Source organism: Pantoea sp. CFCC18179, assembly GCF_059412405.1.
The window spans coordinates 31,348-54,148 of sequence record NZ_JBNBPM010000018.1; the positions used below are offsets into that span (position 1 = coordinate 31,348).

The following is a 22,801-nucleotide window of genomic DNA, read 5'->3' on the forward strand; positions in this document are numbered from 1 at the left end:
CATTTTCACTGGTGAAGATTAAGCGAACATTAGGCTGGGTCTTGGAAAGGTTATTTTATTAATGGGTGGATCTGATTTGGTCCTGTGCGCGCAGTGGTCATCATAAATGGCGACCCTTCAAAACCGTGCTTTAGTTACATAAATGAGAGCCATAATCGTACCGAACAATCGTACGGTCGCCATTTATGGTGACCGATGATCGCGCAATACCCTATTTGCTGCCCGATTTCGCAGGGTGCGCATTAATCTTTAACAGCCTAATTATGCGTCCAATAGGTTCCCGTCTCTGGCAGCGGCAAAAACTGCTGACTCATCTCCTTCAACGTTTCATCAGGAGACAAGTCATGAAACAGATCGGGATGGAAGGTTTTGGCGAAAAACTCCACCGCTAGCAAGTGCCACGGACTCATATAGAAATTTTGCCAAAACGCGTAGGCGCGCTGCTGCTGCACTGCGGGCAGCGCGGCGACGGTGCTGTCTTGCGTTAACGCATGCAGGAAGGTGGATCTTGCGGCGTCGGCGCTGACCTGCGGACCGAGTTGCAAAAAGTCACTCTCAGCAGGCGATGCTGAACCGGTGGCGATATAGATATCAGGATTGGCCGCGATCACCGCTTCTGGATTGAGTTGCCCGAACACTGCCGGGAAACGTCCGGCGGCAATGTTATCGCCACCGGCAAACGCGATTAAATCAGCCAGATTACCATGTGCAACGGTGGTACAACATTCGGCTTTCTTACCCAGATGCAGTTGCAGCATCACTTTGGGACGCGTGCCTTGATAACTCGCCAGTCGTTCACGAATACGCTGCATATGTTGCTGATAGAACGCAATAAAGCGTTCGGTTTTCGCTTCATCATTCAACGCTTTGCCCAGCGTGGTTAAACTCGCCACGGTATTTTTCAGCGGATCAACGCGGAAATCGAGAAACAGCACCGGAATATGGGCGGCGGCTAACTGCTGCATTAACTGTGAATTGTTCGGTGGCGTGCGCGCGTAAACCGGCAATATGACCAGATCCGGTTGCAACGCGATCACTTTCTCCACGTTAAGCTGAGAAAAGTTGGAATTGCCGATTTGCGTAATATTGGCAATTTCCGGGAAGGCTTTTACATAGCGATCCCAGGTTTGCTTATCAAGGTTGCGCAAATCCGCCGGCCAACCCACCACGCGTTTCGCCGGATTACCGGTTTCAACCAGCGCCAGGGTGTAAATCATCCGGCTTTCACCAATCACCAGGCGCTGCGGATTTTCGGGCACGTCAACCTCGCGGCCCAGACTGTCGGTGAGCATTTTGCTTTGCGCAAGCAGAGGCAGCATTAACAACGCTGCCAGCAGAATTCGTTTCATTACCGTTCTCTCTGATGGCTCCGCCCTAAGAGGACGGAGCAAATCACCTTAGAAATCCACCGACGCTTGCAGATACATCACGCGCGGCTCGCCTTCAATCACGCGCAGGTTACCGGCGCTCGATTCGTAGTATTCACGGTTGAACAGGTTCTTTACGTTCAACTTCAACTGCGTGTGTTTGCCCACCAGTTGGCTGTCCCACGCAATAAACGCATCCGCTACGGTATAGGCGGGCATCACAAAGCTGTTTTCCGGATCGCCAGCACGCGTGCCAACATAGCGACCACCGCCGCCGAGGCGCAATTCACCCGGCAACCACGAGAAACGCAGCGTATGGCTGAGATACAAGCTGCCCATGTTGGTCGGCGCGTTCACCAGACGATTGCCGACGTTGTCCGGATTGACGTTGTCAGAAACGATCTCTGTTTTGTCGTAGCTGTAGTTGGCTATCAAATTCCAATCCGGCGTGATCTCGCCGTTTAATTCCAACTCCGCGCCGGTGGAACGCGCTTTAGGAATGTTGCGCGTGACGCCATTAATGAAGATCGACATGTCGGTTTCATCGATGCGGTACAACGCTAACGTCGCGGCCAAACTCGGTGACACTTGCCATTTGGAACCCACTTCCCAGGTGCTGCCTTTTTCCGTTGAAGCCACATTACCGTTGTCATCGGTTTGCGTTGATGGTGTGAACGACTTGCTGTAGCTGCCGTACAACGACACTTGCGGTAAAACTTTATACACCACGCCGAGTTGCGGCAGGAAGGCGTTGCCGCGATCGTTGAGCGTTGTCTCGGGATCATTCCAGCCATTGCTGGACGTTTGCGTATAGCGCTGGAATCTGCCTCCCAAAACGGCAATCCATTTGTCAGTCAGATGGATGTTGTCTTTGGCAAAGATCGAACGGCTATACAGGTTAGTGCGCAGATTACTGATGCTATCGCTGTAGGTGCTGTCGCTCACCACCGGTTCTTCGCCGTACACCGGATCGTACATATTAAAGCTGCGCGAAACCGTGCCGCGATAAGAGCGGGCTTTGTAAGTTTCGTTCTGCTCGTAATCGACGCCAAGCAACAGATCGTGCTGCATTCCGGCGATCACCGGCGAGCCGCTGATATCCCACGAGGTGTATTCGGTCTGATGGTTGAAACCACGGTTGGCATCGGCACGGCGCGAGACAATCCCGGTGGTGGTGTTAATCGCGGTGGCGCGCACTTCATTACTGTCGTAACGGCGCTGCATCCAGCCGTAATTGAGATGCGTTTCCCAAACATCGTTGAGGTTGTAGCCGTAAGTCACGTTGAGACGTTTGTTCTTGCCCCACGCGTGGTTAGCGTTGTCATCGAGACGGCGATTGTAGGGAATATCTACCGGTTTGCCGCCGATAAACGCCGTGCCGCGATCATATGGCACGTCATATTTATACTCGACGTAACTGATGTTGAAAGATGCGCGATCGCCGTACCAACTGAGGGAAGGTGCCAATAACGTGTGTTCATTGACGCCAAAATTGCGCCAGTAATCTTCGCGCTGGCGTTCCGCCACCATACGAAAAGCAAAACCGTTACCCAGCGGCCCGGTAACGTCCACCATGCCGGTGCCGCCGCCAAAGCTGCTGGATTCGCCGCTGATGTGGGTGTTCCATTCATACTGCGGCTTTTTGCTCACCAAATTGATGATGCCGCCGGGATTGAGAATGCCGTACAGCAGCGAGGACGATCCTTTCAACACTTCCACATGGTCGATACTCGAATCCATGGTTAAGCCCTGATTGCTGCGCACGCCATCGATGAAAATCGATCCATCGGTATTCGAGCCAAAACCGCGCTTCACAAAACCATCTTCGGTGCCGCCCAGCGTGTTGCCTTGCGTCACGCCACTGACAAACTTCACCGCATCATTCAGGCTGGTGACTTGATAATCCTTGATCACTTGCGGTGTAACCACGCTGATCGATTGCGCGGTTTCACTGCGCGGCGTGTTGGTGCGCAAGGTGGCTGCCGCATCTTCCTGGTTATAGCTGCCGCTAGCCGCAGACTGATCTGCCGTAACGGTAATAGTTGAGTCGGCTGCTATCGCAGAAGTGCCGTACAGCAAGGTCGAAGCCAGTAAAACCTGAGAGCCAGAGCGGGTATATTTAACCACTGGTGAAAAGAAACAAAGATACTTCATTATTTTAAATCCGCATCAAAACAGGAATATTTAGAAGTCTGGATAGTAATGAGATTGATTTTCATTTACAACAAAATTGTTGTGTTTTATTAGCACGTTTGTGGATTTTTTAATTAAATAAATCGTTTTTTCGACAGTAGAAAAACATGAATGATTGCAACATAAAATTTAAATGTAGTTTTTTAATTTCATTTATTTCATGATGATAAAGACATTATGTAGTAGTGGTTGTAGTTTTTGTTGTGCTTTGTAATTTACACTACATTTTGCTGTTCGACGGTGGGTTATGTCGTGGCACATTTAGTTGATCGATTGTTTTGTCTTATTTTTACGCATTAAGGTTTTCTTAATCCTCGCGCCAATAATAGGGTTATTCCGGCGCATGCACTGAAAGGTATTGAACTGCCGTGACTCATTCCGCGCCGAAAACCCAGAAACGTCCTTATGATTTATATGGTGAACGTTTTCATGCCTGCAAACATCAACTCTCGCCACGCTTATTGAAGGTTGCGCACTACATCCATCAACATCGCAGCGCGGTGCTAGAGAAGACGGCGCTCGGTATTGCCATTGATACGCAAACCTCTGATGCCACAGTGATTCGTGCCATCCAGGCGTTGGGATTTTCGGGCTTCCGCGATCTCAAAATCGTGATGGCAGAATATTTAGGGGTGCAGCAACGTTCACCGGCGCGGGTGGCATCAACCGTCAATGAACTGGCGCAGAACGCGAAAGGCAGCGTGGATTTTGTGCTGGATAGCTATCGCATGAGCTGCGAAATGCTGGCGACAGCCGCGAATCGTGAAGCCATACAACAGGCGATTGACCTGCTGCAACAGGCGGAGCGGGTGGCTATTTTTGGCATTGGTGCGTCGGCGATACTGGCGGATTACACCGCGCGCCTGTTCAAACGCAACGGCAGCGCATCATATGTGTTGAATCGCACCGGCATTGCGCTCAGCGAGCAGATAGCTGACATGCGCCACGGCGATGTGCTGATTATGATGGCGCAAAAAAGTGCGCATCCTGAAGGCCGGGTGACAATTGCCGAGGCGCAGCGGCTCAGCATCCCGATTATTCTGCTGACTGCCGCAACCGATTCGATGTTCGCGCAACGTGCCGATGTGATGATTGAGATCCCGCGCAGCCGTGCCGCCGACAAAATGCCGGTGCATGCCACGCCGATGATCTGCCTGGAAATTCTGGTGCTAGGATTAGCCGCGACCGCGCCGATTGCCACCTTGAATAGCATGAACAAACTGTATGAAATCAGTAACGCGCTGACGCGACCCGGCGCGCGCAAATCGCAAACGCCATAAACTTTTTGGAAGATACCCATGACAACCCAATCCCTCTTGCTGGATGTGCAAGCGGTGAGCTACGCCATGCAGGGGCGCACGCTGTTAGCGCCGGTTTCGCTGCAACTCCACGCCGGTGAACGGTTATTGATGACCGGCCCGTCCGGCAGCGGTAAAAGCACCTTATTGAAGATCATCGCCTCGCTGCTGGAAGCCAGCGCCGGAAAAATTACGTTTGAACAGCGTGACATCACGACGCTCAATCCCGAACACTATCGTCAGCAAGTTTCCTATTGTTTCCAAACGCCGCAGCTGTTTGGCGAGACGGTATACGACAATTTGGCGTTGCCGTGGCAGATTCGTCAGCAGAAGCCAACACGTGAACAATTAGTGGCCTCATTGGCCAGCGTGCAGTTGGCGGCGGAGATGTTGGATAAAAACATTGAGCAACTTTCCGGCGGCGAGAAGCAGCGTGTCGGCTTGCTGCGTAATCTGCAATTTATGCCCAAAGTGTTGCTGCTGGATGAAGTGACCAGCGCCCTGGATGAAGAGAACAAGTTGATTATCAATAGTTTGATTGACTCGTTGGTGCGCGAGAAGAATTTGGCCGTTATCGGCATTAGCCACGATATAAATGAGATTCGCAGCGCCAATAACATCTTGAAGCTGCACGCACCTGCGCAGGGAGCTGAACATGAGCCAGCATAATATTACCGATAGCTCGTTGTTACTTTCGCTAATGCTGGTGGTGATTGCGCTGCTGATCAGCCAGAAAGAGAAGTTGGGCATGGGCAAAGACATTATCTGGAGCGTTTGCCGCGCGATTATCCAGTTAGTGATTGTGGGCTACGTGCTGAAGTCGATTTTTGACCTGAATAATGATTGGCTGACGCTGCTGATGGTGCTGTTTATCTGCGTCAATGCGGCGATCAATGCACGCAAACGCAGTCGCAATATCGACCACGGTTTTATCATCTCCTTTGTGGCGATCACCACCGGCACCACTTTGACTTTGACCATTCTGGTGCTGAGCGGCGCGATTGAATTCATTCCCATGCAGGTGATCCCGATCTCCGGCATGATTGCTGGCAACGCGATGGTGGCGGTGGGGTTGTGCTTCACCAATCTCAATCAACGCTTCGACGATAACCGGCAAAAAATTCTCGAAATGCTCAGTTTGGGCGCGCCGGTAAAAGTGGCGTCCGGTGCTTTTATTCGCGCCAGCATTCGTGCGGCAATGATTCCCACCGTCGATGGCGCAAAAACCGTTGGTTTGGTGAGTTTGCCAGGCATGATGTCGGGACTGATCTTTGCCGGTATCGATCCGGTAAAAGCGATTAAGTATCAGATTATGGTGACGTTTATGCTGATCGGCACCGCCAGCTTATCCACTATCATCGCCGCCTATTTGGCCTATCGCCGCTTGTTCACCCAGCGTGCGCAATTGAAGTTTTGATTAGCTCTTTCGCCGCTGATCGCGTGATGGCGGATTGCCAAACAAGCGCGCGTATTCGCGGCTGAATTGCGTATGACTTTGATAGCCAACGGCATGCGCCACGGTGGTGACATTGTGATTTTCGGTAAATAGTTGGGTACGCGCATGCATCAGCCGGATGTGTTTTTGGTATTGCAGCGGGCTGAGCGCGGTAATCGCCTTAAAGTGGCGATGAAATGCCGAAACACTTAGCGCCGCCATGGCGGCCAACTCTTCAATCCGCAGCGTCTGCGTGTAATGCTGTTTTATCCAGTTCACCACACTATAAATGCGCGCCAAATGGGTTTCTGGCATCGCGATATCGCGCAACATCCAACCGAGCGGCCCCTGTAACACGCGAAACAGGATTTCGCGTTCATAGGCGGGAGCCAGCGCGGCAATCTCATCGGGTTTATGCAACAACCGCAACATCCTTAGCCAGGCATCCAATAACTCCGGCGTCACCGCGGCCACCGCGAATCCGGAATCATAAAGTGGCTCTTCGCCATAATTAGGCAAATTGGTTAATAAATCGCTAATCACCTGTGGCGAGGGCGTCAAACTCACCGCCAGATAGGGCGCGTGCGTTTGCGCATCGGGATAGACATTACCAACAGCCGGTAAATCCACCGACATCACAAAGTAAGTTGCGGGATCATATTGATAGGTGCGATCGCCCACCGTCATGCGTTTGGAACCGGTGAGGATGAGGTTAATCATCGGTTCATAAACTGCGGACAAGCGATGTTCCGGGATTTCACCCTGAACCATCGCAATGCGTGGGATAGCGGTTTCAGTGCGTTGATTTCCGGCCCCGGCGGCCAGCTCACGCAGTTCCTGCAATTGTTTTTCCATCCCACCTTGATATCACCTCGCACCCACGCCGACAAGCTAAAAGCAGAATCAGGCAACATTTGAAGAGGATCGCATGAGCACTGGCATTCAAGTCTGCGTAGTCTTGAATTCGTTAACTCATCCACTAAGGAATCACTGATGAATGTTCTGATCACCGGCGGCAGTCGCGGTATTGGCGGCAGCACCGCGCAAGAGTGTGCAAGACGCGGATATGTTGTTTTTCTTACCTATAACAGCAATCCCGAAGCCGCAGCTGAGGTCGTTCAACAAATTGAAGGCGAAGGCGGTAAAGCCATAGCGCTTAAATTGGACGTGGGTGACGTAGGCAGTTTTGCGGCGTTTCGCGCCCAGCTTGAGCAGAAGCTACAAAATCAGCCGCTGGTTGGGCTGGTGAATAATGCCGGATACGGATTATTTAATCCGCTGGCTTCCGTGACGGAAGCTCAGTTTGATGGCTTGATGAATGTTCATCTAAAAGGGCCATTTTTCCTGACACAAACCTTGCTGCCATTGTTGGCCGACGGTGCCAGCATCGTCAATTTAACCAGTGCCACCACGCGAGTGGCTACAGCCGGCGTTGCGCCTTACGCCGCCTGTAAAGGTGGCCTCGAAGTACTTACTCGCTATATGGCTAAAGAGTTTGGAGAGCGTCGAATTCGGGTGAATGCGGTTTCGCCTGGTGCCATTCGCACTGAATTGGGTGGCGGATTGAATGATGAATTTGAGGCGATACTCGCGGCACAAACAGCCCTCGGGCGTGTGGGCGAACCGCAAGATGTGGCTAGCGTGATTGCGGGTTTGCTGCACAGCGATAGCGCTTGGGTCAATGCGCAATCAATCGAAGTTGCTGGCGGCTACAACATCTAAATTGGGGAGTACGCATGCTTGATCACATCTTTCTCACCGTCAGCGACATTGACCGATCCATTGCTTTTTACGCTGCGGCTCTCGCACCGCTCTGTATCGCCAAAAGCCACGATTATGACGGCAAAGATGGACCGCCGGGCCATCCTGACTTGAAAGGGTTTGGTGCTCACGGACGCGTTTTCTTCTGGTTGCAGCAGGGAGAGGTTCAGGCCAACGCTGTACATATCGGTTTTGTCGCCGACAGCCGTGAAGCAGTGGATGCCGCCTATGTTGCGGCGATGGCCGCTGGCGCAGCGGATAACGGCGCACCAGGTGCACGTTTGCATTATGATCCGCGCTATTACGCGGCGAACGTCTTTGATCCTGACGGATATAGCCTCGAATTTGTCTTTAAAAGTTGGCAACACTGATGACCAAGTTATTAATGATCTACGGCGCAACCGGCTATACCGGACGCATGGTGGCGGCGCATGCCGTAGCGCTTGGGGTGAATATTATTCTCGCGGGGCGCAACGCTGCTGCATTACGGGGTTTGGCAGCAGAACTCGACGTGCCCTATCGTTTATTCACACTCGAAAGTGAGCAACACATTGATAGTGCACTCGTTGGTGTGACTGCTGTGCTTAATTGTGCCGGGCCTTTTCAGCACACTGCACCGATTCTGATGCCAGCGGCAATCAGAAATCAGGTTCATTATCTCGATGTAGCCGCAGAGCTTGATAGCTATTTGTTGGCTGAGACGTTGGACAATGAGGCTGAAGCGGCAGGAGTGATGTTATTGCCTGGCAGCGGCGGCAGCGTAGCGATGCTGGGAACATTGGCGGCGCATGCCGTGGCGCTATTAGCGCAGCCCAAAAGTGTGCAATTAGCGTTGCGCGTGAGTGGACCCATGTCGCGAGGGTCAGCGATCACCGCAGTGGAAAATCTTTCACCACATCAGTTGGTTCGTCGCAACAACCGGTTGATTGAGCAAGAAGATCCCTCACTGCAAGCCTTCCAGTTTGCCCAAGGCACATTATCCTGCTTCCCGGTTACTTTACCGGATGTGGTAACGATAGGGCGTTCAACCGGTATTACTAACATCGATACCTACGTGCATGTGGCTGGCGATAGTTTTCCACAAGGCAATCTTGCTGATTTACCTGATGGTCCGACCTATGAAGAGCGTGCATCTCATCGTTACGAGGCAGCAATTGTCGCGGTAGATGAAAATGGAACGCGGGTGAATCTGTTGTTGGATACCGTAAATGGCTACAGCTTCACTGCTGAAGCCGCAGCTGAAGCGGGACGCCGCGTAGTAAACGGGGAATTTCGTGCAGGATTTCACTCTCCAGTGGATGTGTTCGGCGCTGATTTTGCCTTAACCATTGCCGACACGCGTATTACTCAATGTTGATAGGCAATGAAAATGGCGAAATGCCGATGTGTTAATTGCCGTATTTAATCACCGCACATTTAGTAGCGGCGCGATTTATCGCGTTGTTTTGACTTTATTTCCCCGACTCGACATTGCGCAATAAATTGCGCCGCTACGAGTCCTGCACGCTGTTATTACTGGAAATAATGTGGTCGCCGTTGTATGGCGACCGATATATTTTGGCAATCACTTATCCGCGAACTTTCTGTTTTGATATTCACGTCCGTTTCTGGCACAAAGATGTCCAACTCCGGTTTCAGCGGTCTGTTATAAGTGAGAAGAGTAAGTAACACATCATTGCTAACTGACTGGAATTTTTTTATTCCTAAGTCGTTCAATTAATATGGTTAGATTTCCTTAAATCTTCTAAGCAGGAACGAACGTGAACACTGCAAAAAAACATCAATGGAGTAAGGGCAGTTACCTGGTAAGTACAGACAGAGATAAACTGGATATACCGGCTATTCACCGTTATCTGACAAGATCAACCTGGGCCGAGGGTATTCCCCTGGATACTGTTTCTGCTTCAATCGAGAACAGCCTTAACTTTGGTGTTTATCATGATCAAACCCAGGTAGGTTTCGCTCGCTTAATCACAGACTACGCGACGTTCGCTTATCTTTGTGATGTCTATGTTCTTGAAAAGCATCAAGGAGAAGGGCTGGGAAGATGGGTGATGGAATGCATACACGATCATCCCGTTTTTGAGCAACTGCGCAGGATCATGCTATTCACAACCACCGCGCCCTGGCTTTATGAAAAGTTGGGCTATGAACCCGTCAATCGGGAAAATTATGCATGGACCATCACCCGCCCTGATATTTACACCAAAGCGAAAAAGCCTGGCTGAGCTACGGCCATATTCGATGCCAATCAGGTTAATCTCCGCTAAAACCAACCTCGCCATCTCCCCCGCAACAAATGCCTGCTGATTTTGACTTGAAGCCTGCTAGAAAGCTTTTAGAGTCATAAGTCGGGCTGTTTAGAATATTCAATAACCAGCCATACTTATTTTTAGGTCCAATAATTATATTATTGCCCCTAGCCAAATTCCTAAATCCCATCTCCCGCCTCACAATTCCTTAACTCAAACTGGACGTTTTCCGCGCAATACGTAGATACTCATTACACCAGATACCAAATATTAAATTTCTGAAACAAATTATATCAGCGACTTAACTTCCAGCGCGTTGGCTTACCCATGCGCGCGTTGTCTTCTCGGTTGAGGAATACTTTGTGTTCAAATTAAATCCGGTGTTACTAAGCCTTGTGGCGGCGCAAGGTTTGATGTTCCCTATTTCACTCTCGTGGGCGGCTGAGTTAAAACCTTATACGCCTGAAATTAATGACAATAAAGTTGGAGCTTATTGCTTATGCAATGGATCGACGCAAACGCTGCGCGGTTTACCACAATTCGCGCCCGGTGAAAGCGGGGCAACCACGGTGACGTTTGGCGAATTGCAAAGTATTGGTCGAATAATCAATGACAACTTGATTGGCGAGCCGCGGCTGCAAATAGGCCAGCAGAATCTCACCATTCAAATACCGAGTTTCGAAGATTGGATATATACAACTTACGACGTTTATAACTCCGCTGATTTAGTCGATTTACCGAGTGTCGGCCTCGATACCGTAGTGCCAGATTATTATGATGTAAACGACAAACAATATATTAATGCGCGCATCGGTTCCGTCAGTAACGGCACGCTAAATATCGATATTGGCGAACATGGCGCGGCGGCTAATTCATCTACTAATAGCTGGTCTATGGCGGCGAAACAAAGCCAACTGTTTACCGCTACCAAAAAAGGGCATCTCAACTGGGATTCAGATAACCGCATCGCCTTTACGGCGGCCACGCCACCTTATGGCGGCGATCGCCTGGCGTACGACGTGGGTAGCGTGGTGGATTATGCCGGAGCTATCAGCGTTACAACCCTGGATGGCAGTACCAGCAACTTCAACATCAACAATATCAACGATCTGCGTCACTATAATAATTGGCTGATCGAGCAAGTCACCTTTTCCAACCTCAGCACCGACCGCTACAACGACGAATTCCATAAAGCCTTCATCCAGCGCGACGGACGCGTGGTGTATCGCATGAGCACCAACAATTACGACGATGAAGTGGCGCAATCGCTGGGCGATCAAGTGGTACTAAGCGCGGATGGGAAAGATGCCAGCGTAAAAATCAATCGCGGCAAAACCCTTGAAGTGCTGGATAGCCACAGCGCGGTGATGCGCGCCAGCAACGGCGCAAAAGCCATTATCAACGGCAAACTTGCCAGCAACGGCTCCGGCTTAGAGTTGTTAAACTACGCGCGCGGTCGCAATAACGGCGTGATTAACGCTGGATTCCTCAACAACGTTGACGGCAAAGGCGTCGATAGCAACACCTTAGGCGCAGGTATTGGCGTGCTTGTCAGCAACGGCAGTCGCTTCAGCAATTACGGCGTGATCAACTTCCAGCCTGGCAACAGCGATAGCAGGGCGATTACGCTCTACGATGCGCGAGCGGTCAATCGCGGCAATATCAATCTCGGCGTCACCGAAACCATCGGCAGCGGCTCGATGACTGGCGTAATCGCCAGCGGCGCAGGCGGTTTCACCAACGCCAAAGGCGGCACCATTTACATCGGGCGCACGCCGCAAAATCACAAGAACGACACAACCCGCGATGTAGCGGTGAACCTCAGCGGCGGCGCAAGCGCTATTCGAGGCTTTCTCGATTCCCGCATCGTCAACAACGGACGTATCGTGATCGGCTCGCTGGTGCAGAATGCGGTTGGCATGCTGGTTGAATACGGCCCGAATGCCACCGCACGCAATAACGGCGTGATCGATGTGAATGGGATGGCAGAAGGGCAGCCGCGCGAGAATATCGGCATGCTGGTGGTTGATTCCGGCAGCGGCGGCAAAGTCGGCAATGGCAAAGCGGGCACCATCAACCTCAATGGCTACAACAGCACCGGCCTCAAAGTCATCGCCCACGCGGGGGAAAGCGCCACAGCGTATTCGCGCGGTGCTATCAATATTCTCAGCGATGCCGGCCAATATGGCACAACCGATCACAACACTGCCGTTTGGGTAATCGGCGAAGAGGGCGGCAACGCCGTCGCCAACGTCAGCGGACCGATTCAGCTTGGCGGCAACGATGCGATTGGTATTCGCGCCGAAGGCAACGCCACGGTGAACGTTAGCGCCAACGCAATTCCGGTTGCCGGACCGCGCGATATCTGGGGACTGGTACGGCAAATCAGTTTCTACACCAAAGGCGAAAACGCCAAAATCAACCTGCCGAAAAACGGCAGCTACTCGACATCGGTGGAATACGGCACGATTTTCCGCGTAGAGGATGGCGCGGATTTTGACGGCCGCGGTATGACACTCTCCATGAACGAAAGGAATACCACGGGCGTGTACGGCAGCGGCGTGGGAACCCTTGTTAATACCAACGGCGCAACGTTAAATATTGGCAACGGGGGCGGTGGAGGTCTCGGGGGCATCGGGCTAAAAATTGCGCATGGTGCGCAGGGTACGATTGATGCTGCGACACGCTTTAACCTTGATGGTTCTAGCGTGTTGGCGGCAGAAGTCGATGGCTCAGCCGACACCTTGCAAGGCAACACGATTGATCCCGAACACCAATCCAATCCTGATACGCATCTCACCAACCATGCTGAGATTAACGGCAGTGGCCGCTTCCAGGTCGGCTTAATCGCCACCGATTTAGCTCAGCTCACCAACACCGGCGACATCACTTTTACCGGTGAGGACAGCGGCGGCATTTACGCGCAATACGGTGCGAAGGTGACCAACAGCGGCACCATTAACATGACGCTGCGCAGCCATGCTTTGTATGCCTATGGTTTGCAGCGTAGCTTTGATAGCGCCCCGCTGACCGAAATCTTCAACAGCGGCACCATCAACATCTACAACCGCGACAGTTTTGAGTTGAACACCACCATTGGCCTGGTCGCCAGCAACTATTTGGCGCGCATCTACCAAAACGGCACTATCAATCTGTATGGCGACAACGCGATGGGTGCCAACGCATTTTTAGGTGGTCGAATCACGTTTGGCCCGGATAGCCGCATCACCTTCAACGACCCGAATCAAACCGGCTATCGCGCCAACGATGAGGGAACGCAATTAATCAGCAACGGCAACAATATAGATGTGCGCACTGCGAATTCCACGCTGTATGACATCAGCAATGGCGCGTGGCTGTACACGCAAGCCCCCGGCAACGTGACGCTCAGCGGTGAAAACAGTCGCGGCGTGGTGCTAAGCGGCGAGGGCACGCAAGTGTCTTACACCGATAACTATGTGGCGAGCGGCAAAGGTGCTGTGGTGGTGAGCGCCAGCAACCGCGCCGAGGGCGTGATCAGCAGCGGCATTGCGCTCAGTGGCGAAAATACCACCGCCGCGATGGTCAGCGGTGACGAAACGGAAATCTACGCAGCCTCCACCATCAGCGGCAACGGCGCCAACGCGACGGCGTTTGATGTCAGCGGCGGTGCGCGCCTGTTTAATCAGTATCAAGGCGTGGTGGATCTCAGCGGATCGCACAGCACCGGCGCACGCGTGCATGACGGCGGCAACTTCATTAATCGCGGCAGCATGCACATTGCGTCAGGCATTGGCGTCGATGTGTCAAGCGGTTACGGTCAATATGTGCCGGTCGATAGCGCATTGCGCGTCGATGATGGCATTGCAGCGATGCGCGTCGGCAGCGGCGCATGGATGAAAATCTACGGCGACGGCCAAGGCTACAGCGTGATGCAGTCTAACGGCAGCGCCGACGGCTTGTTACTGGATGTCGGTGCGGATGGGTTCGAAGCCGATAACATCATTATCGGCGCGTACGGCAGCGGCAGCGCGATCAACAACCGCGCCGAAACCCCGAACATCAATTTGGATAACGTGCGTTTAGAGGTGGTAAACGGTAACGGTATTCGCTCAGCGACCTCATTCAATTCCGCTGGCAGTGCGCAAATTAACGTTAGCGGTTCGGGCACCGGTTATCGCTTTGAAAACGCCAATGGCTCAACCACCAACAACGATCTGGTGATCGGGCCGGATTATTCGATTGTGGTGACAGGAACCGGCAATGGCGTGATCGCCAACACCCGCGGCAACGTGATTTCTCAGGGCTTGATTGATATTCAGGCGGCGAACGGCGGCTCGGCGATTGTCACCAAAACCGCCAGCCAGGTGATTAACCAGGGCACCATCAGTTCGCAAAGTCGCGTTGCGCCGCTGGTCGACCTGCGCGGCGGGCAAACGGTGTTTATCAATGAAGGCACCATTAATGCACCGTTCCCTGATCAGGTTGTCGTGGCGGGCGGCGCGACCAATGACGTCATTGCGCTGGTGGAGGGTGCGGTGGTTGGCGATGTGAACACCGGCAACGGACGCGATGAATTGATTGTCACCGGCGGCACCATCAAAGGCAGTTTGACGATGGGCAGCGGCGCGGCTAATCAGGCCACGGTGCAGAAAGTGAGTCTGGCTGATACGCGCCACATTACCACGGAAAATGGCGCGGGCAGCACGCTCAATCTCAGCCAACTTAAGGCGCGCGGCGGTTCGTTCGCTAGCGATGATGCGGCAAAAGGCACCAATCTGGGTTCAGGCTGGAGCACGCTGAATTTCCACAAAACCCAATGGACGTTAACCGACAACATCAAACTGGCGCATAGCACGATTAACGTGGATGCGGGAAGTATGCTGTTCGCGGGTGACAACGTCAATCCGCTGTTGCAGGGCAGAACCCGCGATTCGCTGGTGGTGAATAACGCGGGCACCCTGGATCTCACCAACGGCGGCAACACTGCGGCGAACACGCTAACGATTGACGGCGAACTGGCCTCGGCGGGCGGCAGCGTCAAGCTGAACACCACCGCGGTCAGCAGCGATGTGGTGCTGGTGAATGGCGTGGCATCGGGCGTAACGCAGGTTGAAGCAAAACTTGCGGGAGCACCGCTGTTTGACAGCAACGGCGATGGCGTGATCTCTGCGAACGAAGGCGTATCGCTGGCGCAGGTTTCCGGCAGCGCGAATGCCAACAGCTTTGCGCTGAAAAGCGGCTATGTCGCATCCGGCCCTTGGCAATACGGTTTGTACAGCTTCGCGCCGGGCAGCAATGACCCAGCCCGCAGCGCGCTAGGCGGCAGCGCGTGGGATTATCGACTGGCGAACGCCTTCGTGTGCGAAGACGGCAGCCTGTGCCAGCCGTCAGCAGGCAGCGCGCAAAGCGTCGCGCGTCTGGCGGCAACGCCACAGGTGCCGTCCTACATCTCTGCGCCGGTTGGCCTCGCTTATTACTCGCTGGCAATCACCGACGATCTGCATAAACGCCTCGGTGAACTGCGTCAGCAGCAGGCAAATCCGGATGCGGTTGGCGGCGAGATGTTCCTCCGTTACATCGGCTCCAACCTGAAATACCAGACTAACCAAAGCATCAGCAATTACGGCTACGACTTCGATCTCGACTACAGCGCGGTGCAGCTCGGCGGCAATGTGATTCGCGTGGACGGCGCGGACAGCAGCCTGCGCGGCGGCGTGGCCTACACGCGCGGCAGCACGCGCATTCGCCCGCACGCAGCAGATGGCTATAGCTCGACCAGCTTCGACAGCGACACGCTTTCGCTGTACGGCACATGGCTGCGCGACAGCGGCTTTTACGTGGACGGCTCGCTGAGCTGGGGCTGGCATCGCGGCGCGACTGACATTGCACGGCAGAAAGATGTCGCCAAACCAAAAGGCAACGGCTGGACGGCTTCGGTTGAGACCGGTTATCCGCTGGAACTGGGCGGCGGCGTGCGAATCGAACCGCAGGCGCAGATCACCTGGCTGCAAATGAAGATGGACAGCTTCACCGACCGCGATAACACCCGCGTTTCCTACGACGATTACAGCCAGACGATTGGCCGCGTCGGCGCGCGCGTGGATAAAACCTGGCAGGACAGCAGCGCGAATCAGTACACGCCGTATCTGCGCGTGAATTACACGCAGGGTTGGGGCGGCACCGCGAAAGCGAAGATCGGCGCGGCGGATGTTGGCGGTGATGAAACCTTCGACAGTGGCAAGTTCGGCAAAATGTGGGATGTCGGCGTGGGCGGCACCGCGACGGTGAACAAGGATGCGGCGCTGTACGCCGAAGCGGATTACCGCAAAGAGATCGACGGCAACGGCGCAAAAGGCTGGCGTTACAACGCGGGCGTGCGCTGGTCGTTTTAATTGAACCGGTCGCCGTTATGGCGAGCGAAATATTTCACGTTTTAAAACCCGCGCGATAAATGGAGCTGCGTCCACGATTGCCTGGTCATTACACCTGAAACTTTCTAAAGCCAGATGGCCCTCTTCGGCTCCCCGGCGTTTCGGGCCTGACGGCTTGGGTCTGATGGCAAGGAAGTAGTGACTATTGATATATAACTGAGGATGGCGCTTGCATCTTGTCTGGGTACGATGTCCGTTTAGAGCGAGGAGCGGACATTAGCACTGAATGATTTATGGTTTTTTTCAGTTCATCAGCGAGCCAAGCCCTCGGCCGATTTCGCTAACCGAAGTAAAGGTTGTGCAGGAAAGCTTTGCTGACGTTGAATAGCAATTGTCTTCCGAAGAAGCTAAAATTGCCCGGTTTGTTCTCCCCGTATTATCGCGGCTGCTAACCCGATCAATCTGAGAGAGTAAAACAATGGAAAAGAAACGTTCCCGAGGTTGGCGCAATGCCCAGAAGCAACGCAATAAGTCTCGTGATGTCCACATGTCTTTAATCACTTACCGTGGCGAAAAAAACTGGAAGATGCTCTATATGCGGTCAAAGAAATTGCAGCGTGCCGCCCAGCTGGGGCTTGAGTATCCACGTATAACTAACCAACAGCTTGCTATACGGGGCCTTGAAGAGTACCAATATTCTGATGAACGTACTTTTTATATGCAGTCGTAATCAATGGCGAAGCCCGACGGCGGAACAGGTATTCCGCCGTCATCCATTCCTTGTCGTACGCTCTGCTGGCACAAGCCGGAGTGCTAAAAAAAGAGCCTCTGCCGAATTGTTGCATTGGGCCGATGTTATTTGTGTTATGGAAGATAAGCACAAAAACCGTTTAGTGGCAGAATATGGTCGGATTATCACTTTCAAACCCATCCATGTGCTTGATATACCTGACGATTACCTCTTTATGGATCCGGAGTTAATAGCAATATTGAACGATATCGTACCGGAAAAGTTGGGGCTAAACGCTCAAGACGTTGAGAGCCAATAATCGCTTTTATTCTTCGCCTGTTTATATCCATATATTCTTTCGAATACGTCCGCTCTTGGCACTCAGCAGACGTTCAGGCCCATCACGATTCCAGCTTTGTAGGCGGAAGCAGTTTTTTCGCTTCGTGAATGAGCTTTTCAACCTCTTCTAGAGGGATGCATCTTTCATAGCAAGAAAAAGAGAACTCGTGAGTTACATCGGAATAGAAGACTTCAGCAATTTGCTTAAGCGGGGCTGTTCCAGCCTCAGACAATTCAAGGAACATACCATCACGGATGACATCGCTTCCACGGGACAAGTGGTATTTAATCTTAGCCATAAAGTTAATTATCCATTTTTCATGTTATGGTGACAGTAATCGTACACTAAAAAACCTAAATATCTTCCAGAAGGTGGCTTTAATAGGTTCGCATAGATCGAAAAGCTGAAGCCGGAAGTTACCTGCTGATGTGAGCTATTATGATATAAAAATGATATATCAACCCGTAGTCGATTTCACCTACACATATTGAGCCAATAGTAACCATGTCCCTATACATAATCCGACCACCACTATGAGTGAGAGCATGATTAGCACAGTAATATAATAGCGTTCCCCACGATAGAATGTTCGCTTTTTATGATTGATGCTTGCCGTGACTACTCCTGTTCTAATTGCCTTTATTACAACACATACTCCCCAGAAACAGCCACAAAATAAACCCAAAAGTGACCAGCCAAAAACACCATTACTCATTCTATTTCTCCAAAAAAATGCTGCTTCTTAGTTCTTTGACCTGCGGTCTACAATTTAACAAATCATGCTTTTAATGATGCTCACTCTGGTACTCAGCAGTTTCCCCTTGCTAAGCGAATATAGCCAATCCAAAGCGAACAAAATTCCACTCTCATGTCGAAACATTATTCCCCACGCACTAAGCCAAATAACCAATCATTCCGCCATGCATCTCTTAGCCAATAACTTTCCCGCAGCTCACCTTCTAATACGAAACCGACTTTCTCTAATAAACGGCGCGATGGCACATTGCCAGCGGTGACGGTTGCGCTTAAGCGTCGAATACCGCCATCGCTAAATGCATAGTCACAAATAGCCTGCAACGATTCATAGGCATAGCCTTTGCCCTGTGCTTCTGGTGCGAACAGGAACCCGACTTCAGCGCTATCGCTGGCGCGGTGAATATAGCCGCTGACGCCGATGCGATTGCCGGTATGTTTTTCGTGCACCACCAAACATAGCCAATGTGCGCTGAGTGGCGACCAGATTGGCAGTCTGGAATTGAAGTCAGCGCGAATTTGCTCTGAGGATTTTTCATCGGCGACGTAGTGCATCACTGCGGGGGTTAGTTGTAGCTGACGATAAAAGTCCCAGTCGGCTTCTTTTATTTGCGAGCAGATGAGTCGGGAGGTTTCGATAATGAGGGGTGTCACTAATATTCACCTTCGCTGATGCGTGGAGTAGATGACACTATTTTAACCAGGTCACCATAAATGACGAACCTACGTGATCGGTGCGCGTCTGCGGGATTCGCTGCGTGCTGCGGTCACCATAAATGGCGACCCTACATGATCGGTGCGTGTCTGCGGGATTCGCTGTGCGCTGCGGTCACCATAAATGGCGACCCTACGTGATCGGTGCGTGTCTGCGGATTCGCTGCGCGCTGCGGTCACCATAAACGGCGACCCTACGCGATCGGTGCGTGTCTGCGGATTCGCTGCGCGCTGCGGTCACCATAAACGGCGACCCTACGCGATCGGTGCGTGTCTGCGGATTCGCTGCGCGCTGCGGTCACCATAAACGGCGACCCTACGCGATCGGTGCGTGTCTGCGGATTCGCTGCGCGCTGCGGTCACCATAAATGGCGACCCTACGATATCGGTGCATGTCTGTGGGGGGCGCTGCGTGTTGTAGGGTCGCCATTTATGGTGACCGCCAACCTTTACAACTGAAACCGCAACGCCACGCCAAATGCTTGATCGGCTGCCACGATGATCGACGCGTCTTCCTCATGAAACGCCACATCACCCAGCAACAAACTGGCTTTCACTTTGCTCAAGTCGTGAGTACGTAAACTCAACCCGGCCATACGCGCGCTGCCGTTGTAATCGGTCGGTAATCCCGCAAAGCGTTGCGTGACGTAATTCTCGGCGGCGAAGCGCACGGTGGCGACGCCAGCTTTCAGCACAAATGCGCCTTCCTGGCAGGCGGTGAGTTTGTCCGCGCCAAACAAGCGGCTGTAGGGCTGAGCGGCGGCGGCGGGATCTTGCGCCACCACCACAAATTCCACGATATCGATCACGCCATTAGGATGATCGCGCCATGCGTCTTGCCACACCGCATCCGGCGTGTCGTGCTGGCAGAAAAAGCTGCGGCCATTTGTCACCAACTCCGGACGCAAGCGCACGGTGCGGAAGCGCGCTTGTTGTTCGCTGCCGTCCGGCAAGGTCACCGGGCGGAAAAAACTGGCGGGTGGATCGCCATCAATATCCTGGCTTTCCAGATAGCGCCACACCGCATCGGCATCCTCGGTTTTCCACACCAAGCCGCTGAGACCAATCGGCGCTTGCCACAAATCCTTACGCAGATTGCCGCGGCCGGCTTCAAAACCCAGCAACTCAAGATAGTTATCGCCAAATATCGCCAGATGATTGCTCGAGCCGAGCGAATGATGCCCACGTTCAGTGAGTTGGAAACCCAGCCGACGAAACAGCGCGGCTGCGTCGTCTAAATGATCGGCAACGTTAATCACCACATGGTCGAGACGCGGAACCGGTACAGAAATCGCCATCGGTCTTCTCCTTGTTCGTAAGGTCACGATGCCAGCGCCTGTTGTTGGCGCAGTGTCGATAATGCGCGTTGTGCCAGTTCGGTGAAGTAATGCACCGCCGGTTCCAGCATCGCTTCATCAGGATCAAATCCGCCGTGATGCAGGCCAAATTCGCTGGCGCTGCCAATGCTGACGAACGCGCCGGGCAGGTGCTGCAAATAGAATGCAAAGTCTTCGCCGCCCATTTGCGGCGTGCCGACTTGGGTTTGATATCCTTGCTCGGCCGCCAGATCCAGCGCGAAATCGGCCCACTCTGGCGTATTCACCAGCGACGGCGGTCCTTCCTGCCAGACCAGCTCGGCCTGCGCGCCAAATCCTGCCGCGATGCCGTTGATCAAGGCTGTAATTTTGTCGGGAATTTGTGCCCGAATATCAGCGTTATGGGTGCGCACCGTACCTTCCAGCTCCACCGTTTGTGGCAGCACGTTCCAGCTGTTGCCCGCGGTGAAGCGCGTCACGCTCAGCACCACCGATTCCAGCGAACTAAACACCCGGCTCGGCAAGGTTTGCAGCGCGGTGACGATGTGGCTGGCAATCACAATGCTATCAATGCCTTCGTGTGGCCGCGCGGCGTGTGCGCCTTTACCGCTGATATTGATTTGGAAGCGATCAACGTTGGCGTAATACGCGCCGCCACGGGTACGCAGTGTGCCCACCGGCAGATCGGGCGCGTTGTGTAAGCCAAAAATCGCCTGCACATCCTGTAAAGCGCCAGCAGCCAGCAGCTGTTTGGCGCCGGTGAAAATCTCTTCGGCAGGCTGAAACAGAATGCGCACGCGGCCGGGAAGTTGGGATTCAATACGTTTCAATTGCTGCGCCACGCCAAGCATGACGCTGCTGTGCAGATCGTGGCCGCAAGCGTGCATCACGCCCGGCTGTTGTGATCGCCATGACTGATCGCTTTGTTCGTCGATCGGTAAGGCATCGATATCCGCACGCAAGGCGATCAGCGGTTCGCCGTGGCCAATTTCAACGACAACACCGGTTTTCAAGGCCAAAGGTAACGGCTGGATGTTCATCTGCTCCAGCCAGTGCCGAATACGTTCGGTGGTGGCAAACTCTTGATCGGACAATTCAGGATGCTGATGCAGCTCGCGTCGCCAGCGCAGCAGTTGTTGCGGAAATAACTCAGACATGCTCATCCTTGATGTTCAGGTAAGAAAGGTTCGCCCAGCGTCAGCATCAGGCGGTTGGCCCAGGCAAAGAAGGCGGCGGATTGAATCAAATCCAGCAGTTCCAGCGTGCTGAATCCCTGATCGCGTAACACCTGTAATTGATTCAAGCGGGTGGCAGTTGGCGTGATCGACAAGGTCGCCACCAGATCGATCTGCGCTGCCCAGCGTGCTGATTGTCCGTGCGACAGCTCAGCGCCTGGCGCAACGTTCAGCAACTTCTGCACGGCCGCTTCATCTTTTGATAGCTGGCTGGCTTTACGCGCATGCACCGAAGCGCAATAAATGCAGCCGTTCACTTTGCTCACTACCGTGGCGGCCAACTCGCGTTCCGCGCGCGACAATCCGCCTGGCGTGTAGAAAATGCCTTTGTCGGTAAGCGTGCGCTGCTCCAGCAACGGCTGATTGCGTCCTAACAGGCGGAAATAATCGGAATCGGCGTGGCCAAACTTCTTCAGCGTGGCTTGCTCCTCGGCGCTGAATTCATTGAACGGTTTGGCCGCCAGCCACGGTTCCCAACCTAATTCTTGCTGAGTAAACGCCGTTAGCGCGGTTTTGCCGCTCAACGTGCGCGGGGCGTCGTGCCATTTACCGGCTACCGCATGCGGCTGCGCTGTGGTTTCTTCGCCGTTCAGCAAGCGTAATCCCGCCAGCAAGCGGCTTTGGAAGCTAACAAAAGCCACCAACTGCGCCAGCGTGACGATGCCGCGCGGCGACCAACCGGCACTTTGCAGGTTGTCGATATGCTGCGGTGCGGCATCGACCGGATGCAGACTCAGCAATTCGGCAAACGCGCGGCCACTTTCCAGCCGCGCACTGTGCACGGCGTTTTGCGGTTGGTAATGCGCCTGCAAGCGGGTTGCGCCATGCCATGCCGCGACTTGTGCGGCGATAGTCAAGCGTTCAGCCAACGGGAAATCTTCATCATCCTGGGTGAACAACACATCGTAGCTGCCTTGCGCATGTTGCGTAGCGGCAGGGCGTTCGGCACGCGCGCGCGCCAGTTCAGATGCCGGATCGATATCCGCCAGCGCGGCCAATAAATCGGTGGGTTGAGACATGAAATCCTCCAGTTAAAGCGTTATTTGGTCACCAT

18 protein-coding genes are annotated in these 22,801 nt (G+C 53.2%); 10 read left to right on the forward strand and 8 right to left on the reverse strand.

Annotated features, from left to right (window positions below; genetic code table 11):
• Positions 1 to 257: 257 nt before the first annotated feature.
• Positions 258 to 1,349, reverse strand: a complete 1,092-nt coding sequence (locus ACPUC7_RS22150; protein ID WP_494924565.1) for an ABC transporter substrate-binding protein — start codon at positions 1,347 to 1,349, stop codon at positions 258 to 260.
• 48 nt (positions 1,350 to 1,397) lie between these two features.
• Positions 1,398 to 3,521: a TonB-dependent siderophore receptor gene (locus tag ACPUC7_RS22155; RefSeq protein WP_494924566.1), complete on the reverse strand. Its 2,124-nt coding sequence runs from the start codon at positions 3,519 to 3,521 to the stop codon at positions 1,398 to 1,400.
• A 407-nt stretch (positions 3,522 to 3,928) separates the two neighbouring features.
• Here ACPUC7_RS22155 and ACPUC7_RS22160 point away from each other — a divergent pair, with 407 nt between their 5' ends.
• From ACPUC7_RS22160 to fetB, 3 genes are read left to right on the forward strand one after another with little or no spacing between them, the layout of a single operon-like run.
• Positions 3,929 to 4,840 (forward strand): MurR/RpiR family transcriptional regulator, encoded by a 912-nt coding sequence (locus ACPUC7_RS22160; RefSeq protein ID WP_494924567.1) that lies wholly within the window; start codon positions 3,929 to 3,931, stop codon positions 4,838 to 4,840.
• An 18-nt stretch (positions 4,841 to 4,858) separates the two neighbouring features.
• A complete protein-coding gene (gene fetA, locus ACPUC7_RS22165; protein ID WP_494924568.1) occupies positions 4,859 to 5,527 on the forward strand; it encodes an iron efflux ABC transporter ATP-binding subunit FetA in 669 nt (222 codons plus the stop codon).
• A complete protein-coding gene (gene fetB / locus ACPUC7_RS22170; protein WP_494924569.1) occupies positions 5,514 to 6,275 on the forward strand; it encodes an iron efflux ABC transporter permease subunit FetB in 762 nt (253 codons plus the stop codon). The genes fetA and fetB overlap by 14 nt, the downstream gene beginning before the upstream one ends.
• Here the strand turns inward: fetB and ACPUC7_RS22175 are convergent, their stop codons facing one another.
• Positions 6,276 to 7,148 carry an AraC family transcriptional regulator gene (locus tag ACPUC7_RS22175; protein WP_494924570.1) on the reverse strand — a complete coding sequence of 291 codons (873 nt, stop codon included), beginning with the start codon at positions 7,146 to 7,148 and terminating at the stop codon, positions 6,276 to 6,278.
• Positions 7,149 to 7,286: 138 nt separating this feature from the next.
• Here ACPUC7_RS22175 and ACPUC7_RS22180 point away from each other — a divergent pair, with 138 nt between their 5' ends.
• The 7 genes from ACPUC7_RS22180 to ACPUC7_RS22210 all read left to right on the forward strand — a co-directional run bounded on the left by ACPUC7_RS22180 (position 7,287) and on the right by ACPUC7_RS22210 (position 17,708).
• Complete coding sequence (locus ACPUC7_RS22180; RefSeq protein ID WP_494924571.1) at positions 7,287 to 8,015, forward strand: SDR family NAD(P)-dependent oxidoreductase; 729 nt, start codon at positions 7,287 to 7,289, stop codon at positions 8,013 to 8,015.
• A 14-nt stretch (positions 8,016 to 8,029) separates the two neighbouring features.
• Complete coding sequence (locus ACPUC7_RS22185; protein WP_494924572.1) at positions 8,030 to 8,425, forward strand: VOC family protein; 396 nt, start codon at positions 8,030 to 8,032, stop codon at positions 8,423 to 8,425.
• Complete coding sequence (locus tag ACPUC7_RS22190) at positions 8,425 to 9,411, forward strand: saccharopine dehydrogenase NADP-binding domain-containing protein (protein WP_494924573.1); 987 nt, start codon at positions 8,425 to 8,427, stop codon at positions 9,409 to 9,411. The genes ACPUC7_RS22185 and ACPUC7_RS22190 overlap by 1 nt, the downstream gene beginning before the upstream one ends.
• 403 nt (positions 9,412 to 9,814) lie before the next feature.
• Positions 9,815 to 10,282, forward strand: coding sequence for a GNAT family N-acetyltransferase (locus ACPUC7_RS22195; RefSeq protein ID WP_494924574.1), 468 nt, complete (start codon positions 9,815 to 9,817; stop codon positions 10,280 to 10,282).
• Between the two features lie 386 nt (positions 10,283 to 10,668).
• Entirely contained in the window at positions 10,669 to 16,680 is a 6,012-nt protein-coding gene (locus ACPUC7_RS22200; protein ID WP_494924575.1) for an autotransporter outer membrane beta-barrel domain-containing protein, read from the forward strand.
• A 457-nt stretch (positions 16,681 to 17,137) separates the two neighbouring features.
• Positions 17,138 to 17,389 (forward strand): hypothetical protein, encoded by a 252-nt coding sequence (locus tag ACPUC7_RS22205; protein ID WP_494924576.1) that lies wholly within the window; start codon positions 17,138 to 17,140, stop codon positions 17,387 to 17,389.
• Complete coding sequence (locus ACPUC7_RS22210) at positions 17,361 to 17,708, forward strand: low molecular weight protein tyrosine phosphatase family protein (protein ID WP_494924577.1); 348 nt, start codon at positions 17,361 to 17,363, stop codon at positions 17,706 to 17,708. Before ACPUC7_RS22205 ends, ACPUC7_RS22210 begins: the two co-directional genes overlap by 29 nt.
• An 82-nt stretch (positions 17,709 to 17,790) precedes the next feature.
• Here the strand turns inward: ACPUC7_RS22210 and ACPUC7_RS22215 are convergent, their stop codons facing one another.
• The 5 genes from ACPUC7_RS22215 to ACPUC7_RS22235 form a co-directional block, all read right to left on the reverse strand.
• The gene (locus ACPUC7_RS22215) at positions 17,791 to 18,027 is read right to left on the reverse strand and encodes a hypothetical protein (RefSeq protein ID WP_494924578.1); all 237 of its coding nucleotides are present in this window, start codon (positions 18,025 to 18,027) and stop codon (positions 17,791 to 17,793) included.
• Between the two features lie 581 nt (positions 18,028 to 18,608).
• Positions 18,609 to 19,136: a GNAT family N-acetyltransferase gene (locus tag ACPUC7_RS22220; protein ID WP_494924579.1), complete on the reverse strand. Its 528-nt coding sequence runs from the start codon at positions 19,134 to 19,136 to the stop codon at positions 18,609 to 18,611.
• A 509-nt stretch (positions 19,137 to 19,645) separates the two neighbouring features.
• Positions 19,646 to 20,494 (reverse strand): VOC family protein, encoded by an 849-nt coding sequence (locus ACPUC7_RS22225; protein WP_494924580.1) that lies wholly within the window; start codon positions 20,492 to 20,494, stop codon positions 19,646 to 19,648.
• A gap of 23 nt (positions 20,495 to 20,517) precedes the next feature.
• Positions 20,518 to 21,669 carry an amidohydrolase gene (locus ACPUC7_RS22230; RefSeq protein ID WP_494924581.1) on the reverse strand — a complete coding sequence of 384 codons (1,152 nt, stop codon included), beginning with the start codon at positions 21,667 to 21,669 and terminating at the stop codon, positions 20,518 to 20,520.
• Between the two features lie 2 nt (positions 21,670 to 21,671).
• Positions 21,672 to 22,766 (reverse strand): alkylhydroperoxidase domain protein, encoded by a 1,095-nt coding sequence (locus ACPUC7_RS22235; protein ID WP_494924582.1) that lies wholly within the window; start codon positions 22,764 to 22,766, stop codon positions 21,672 to 21,674.
• Positions 22,767 to 22,801: the final 35 nt, after the last annotated feature.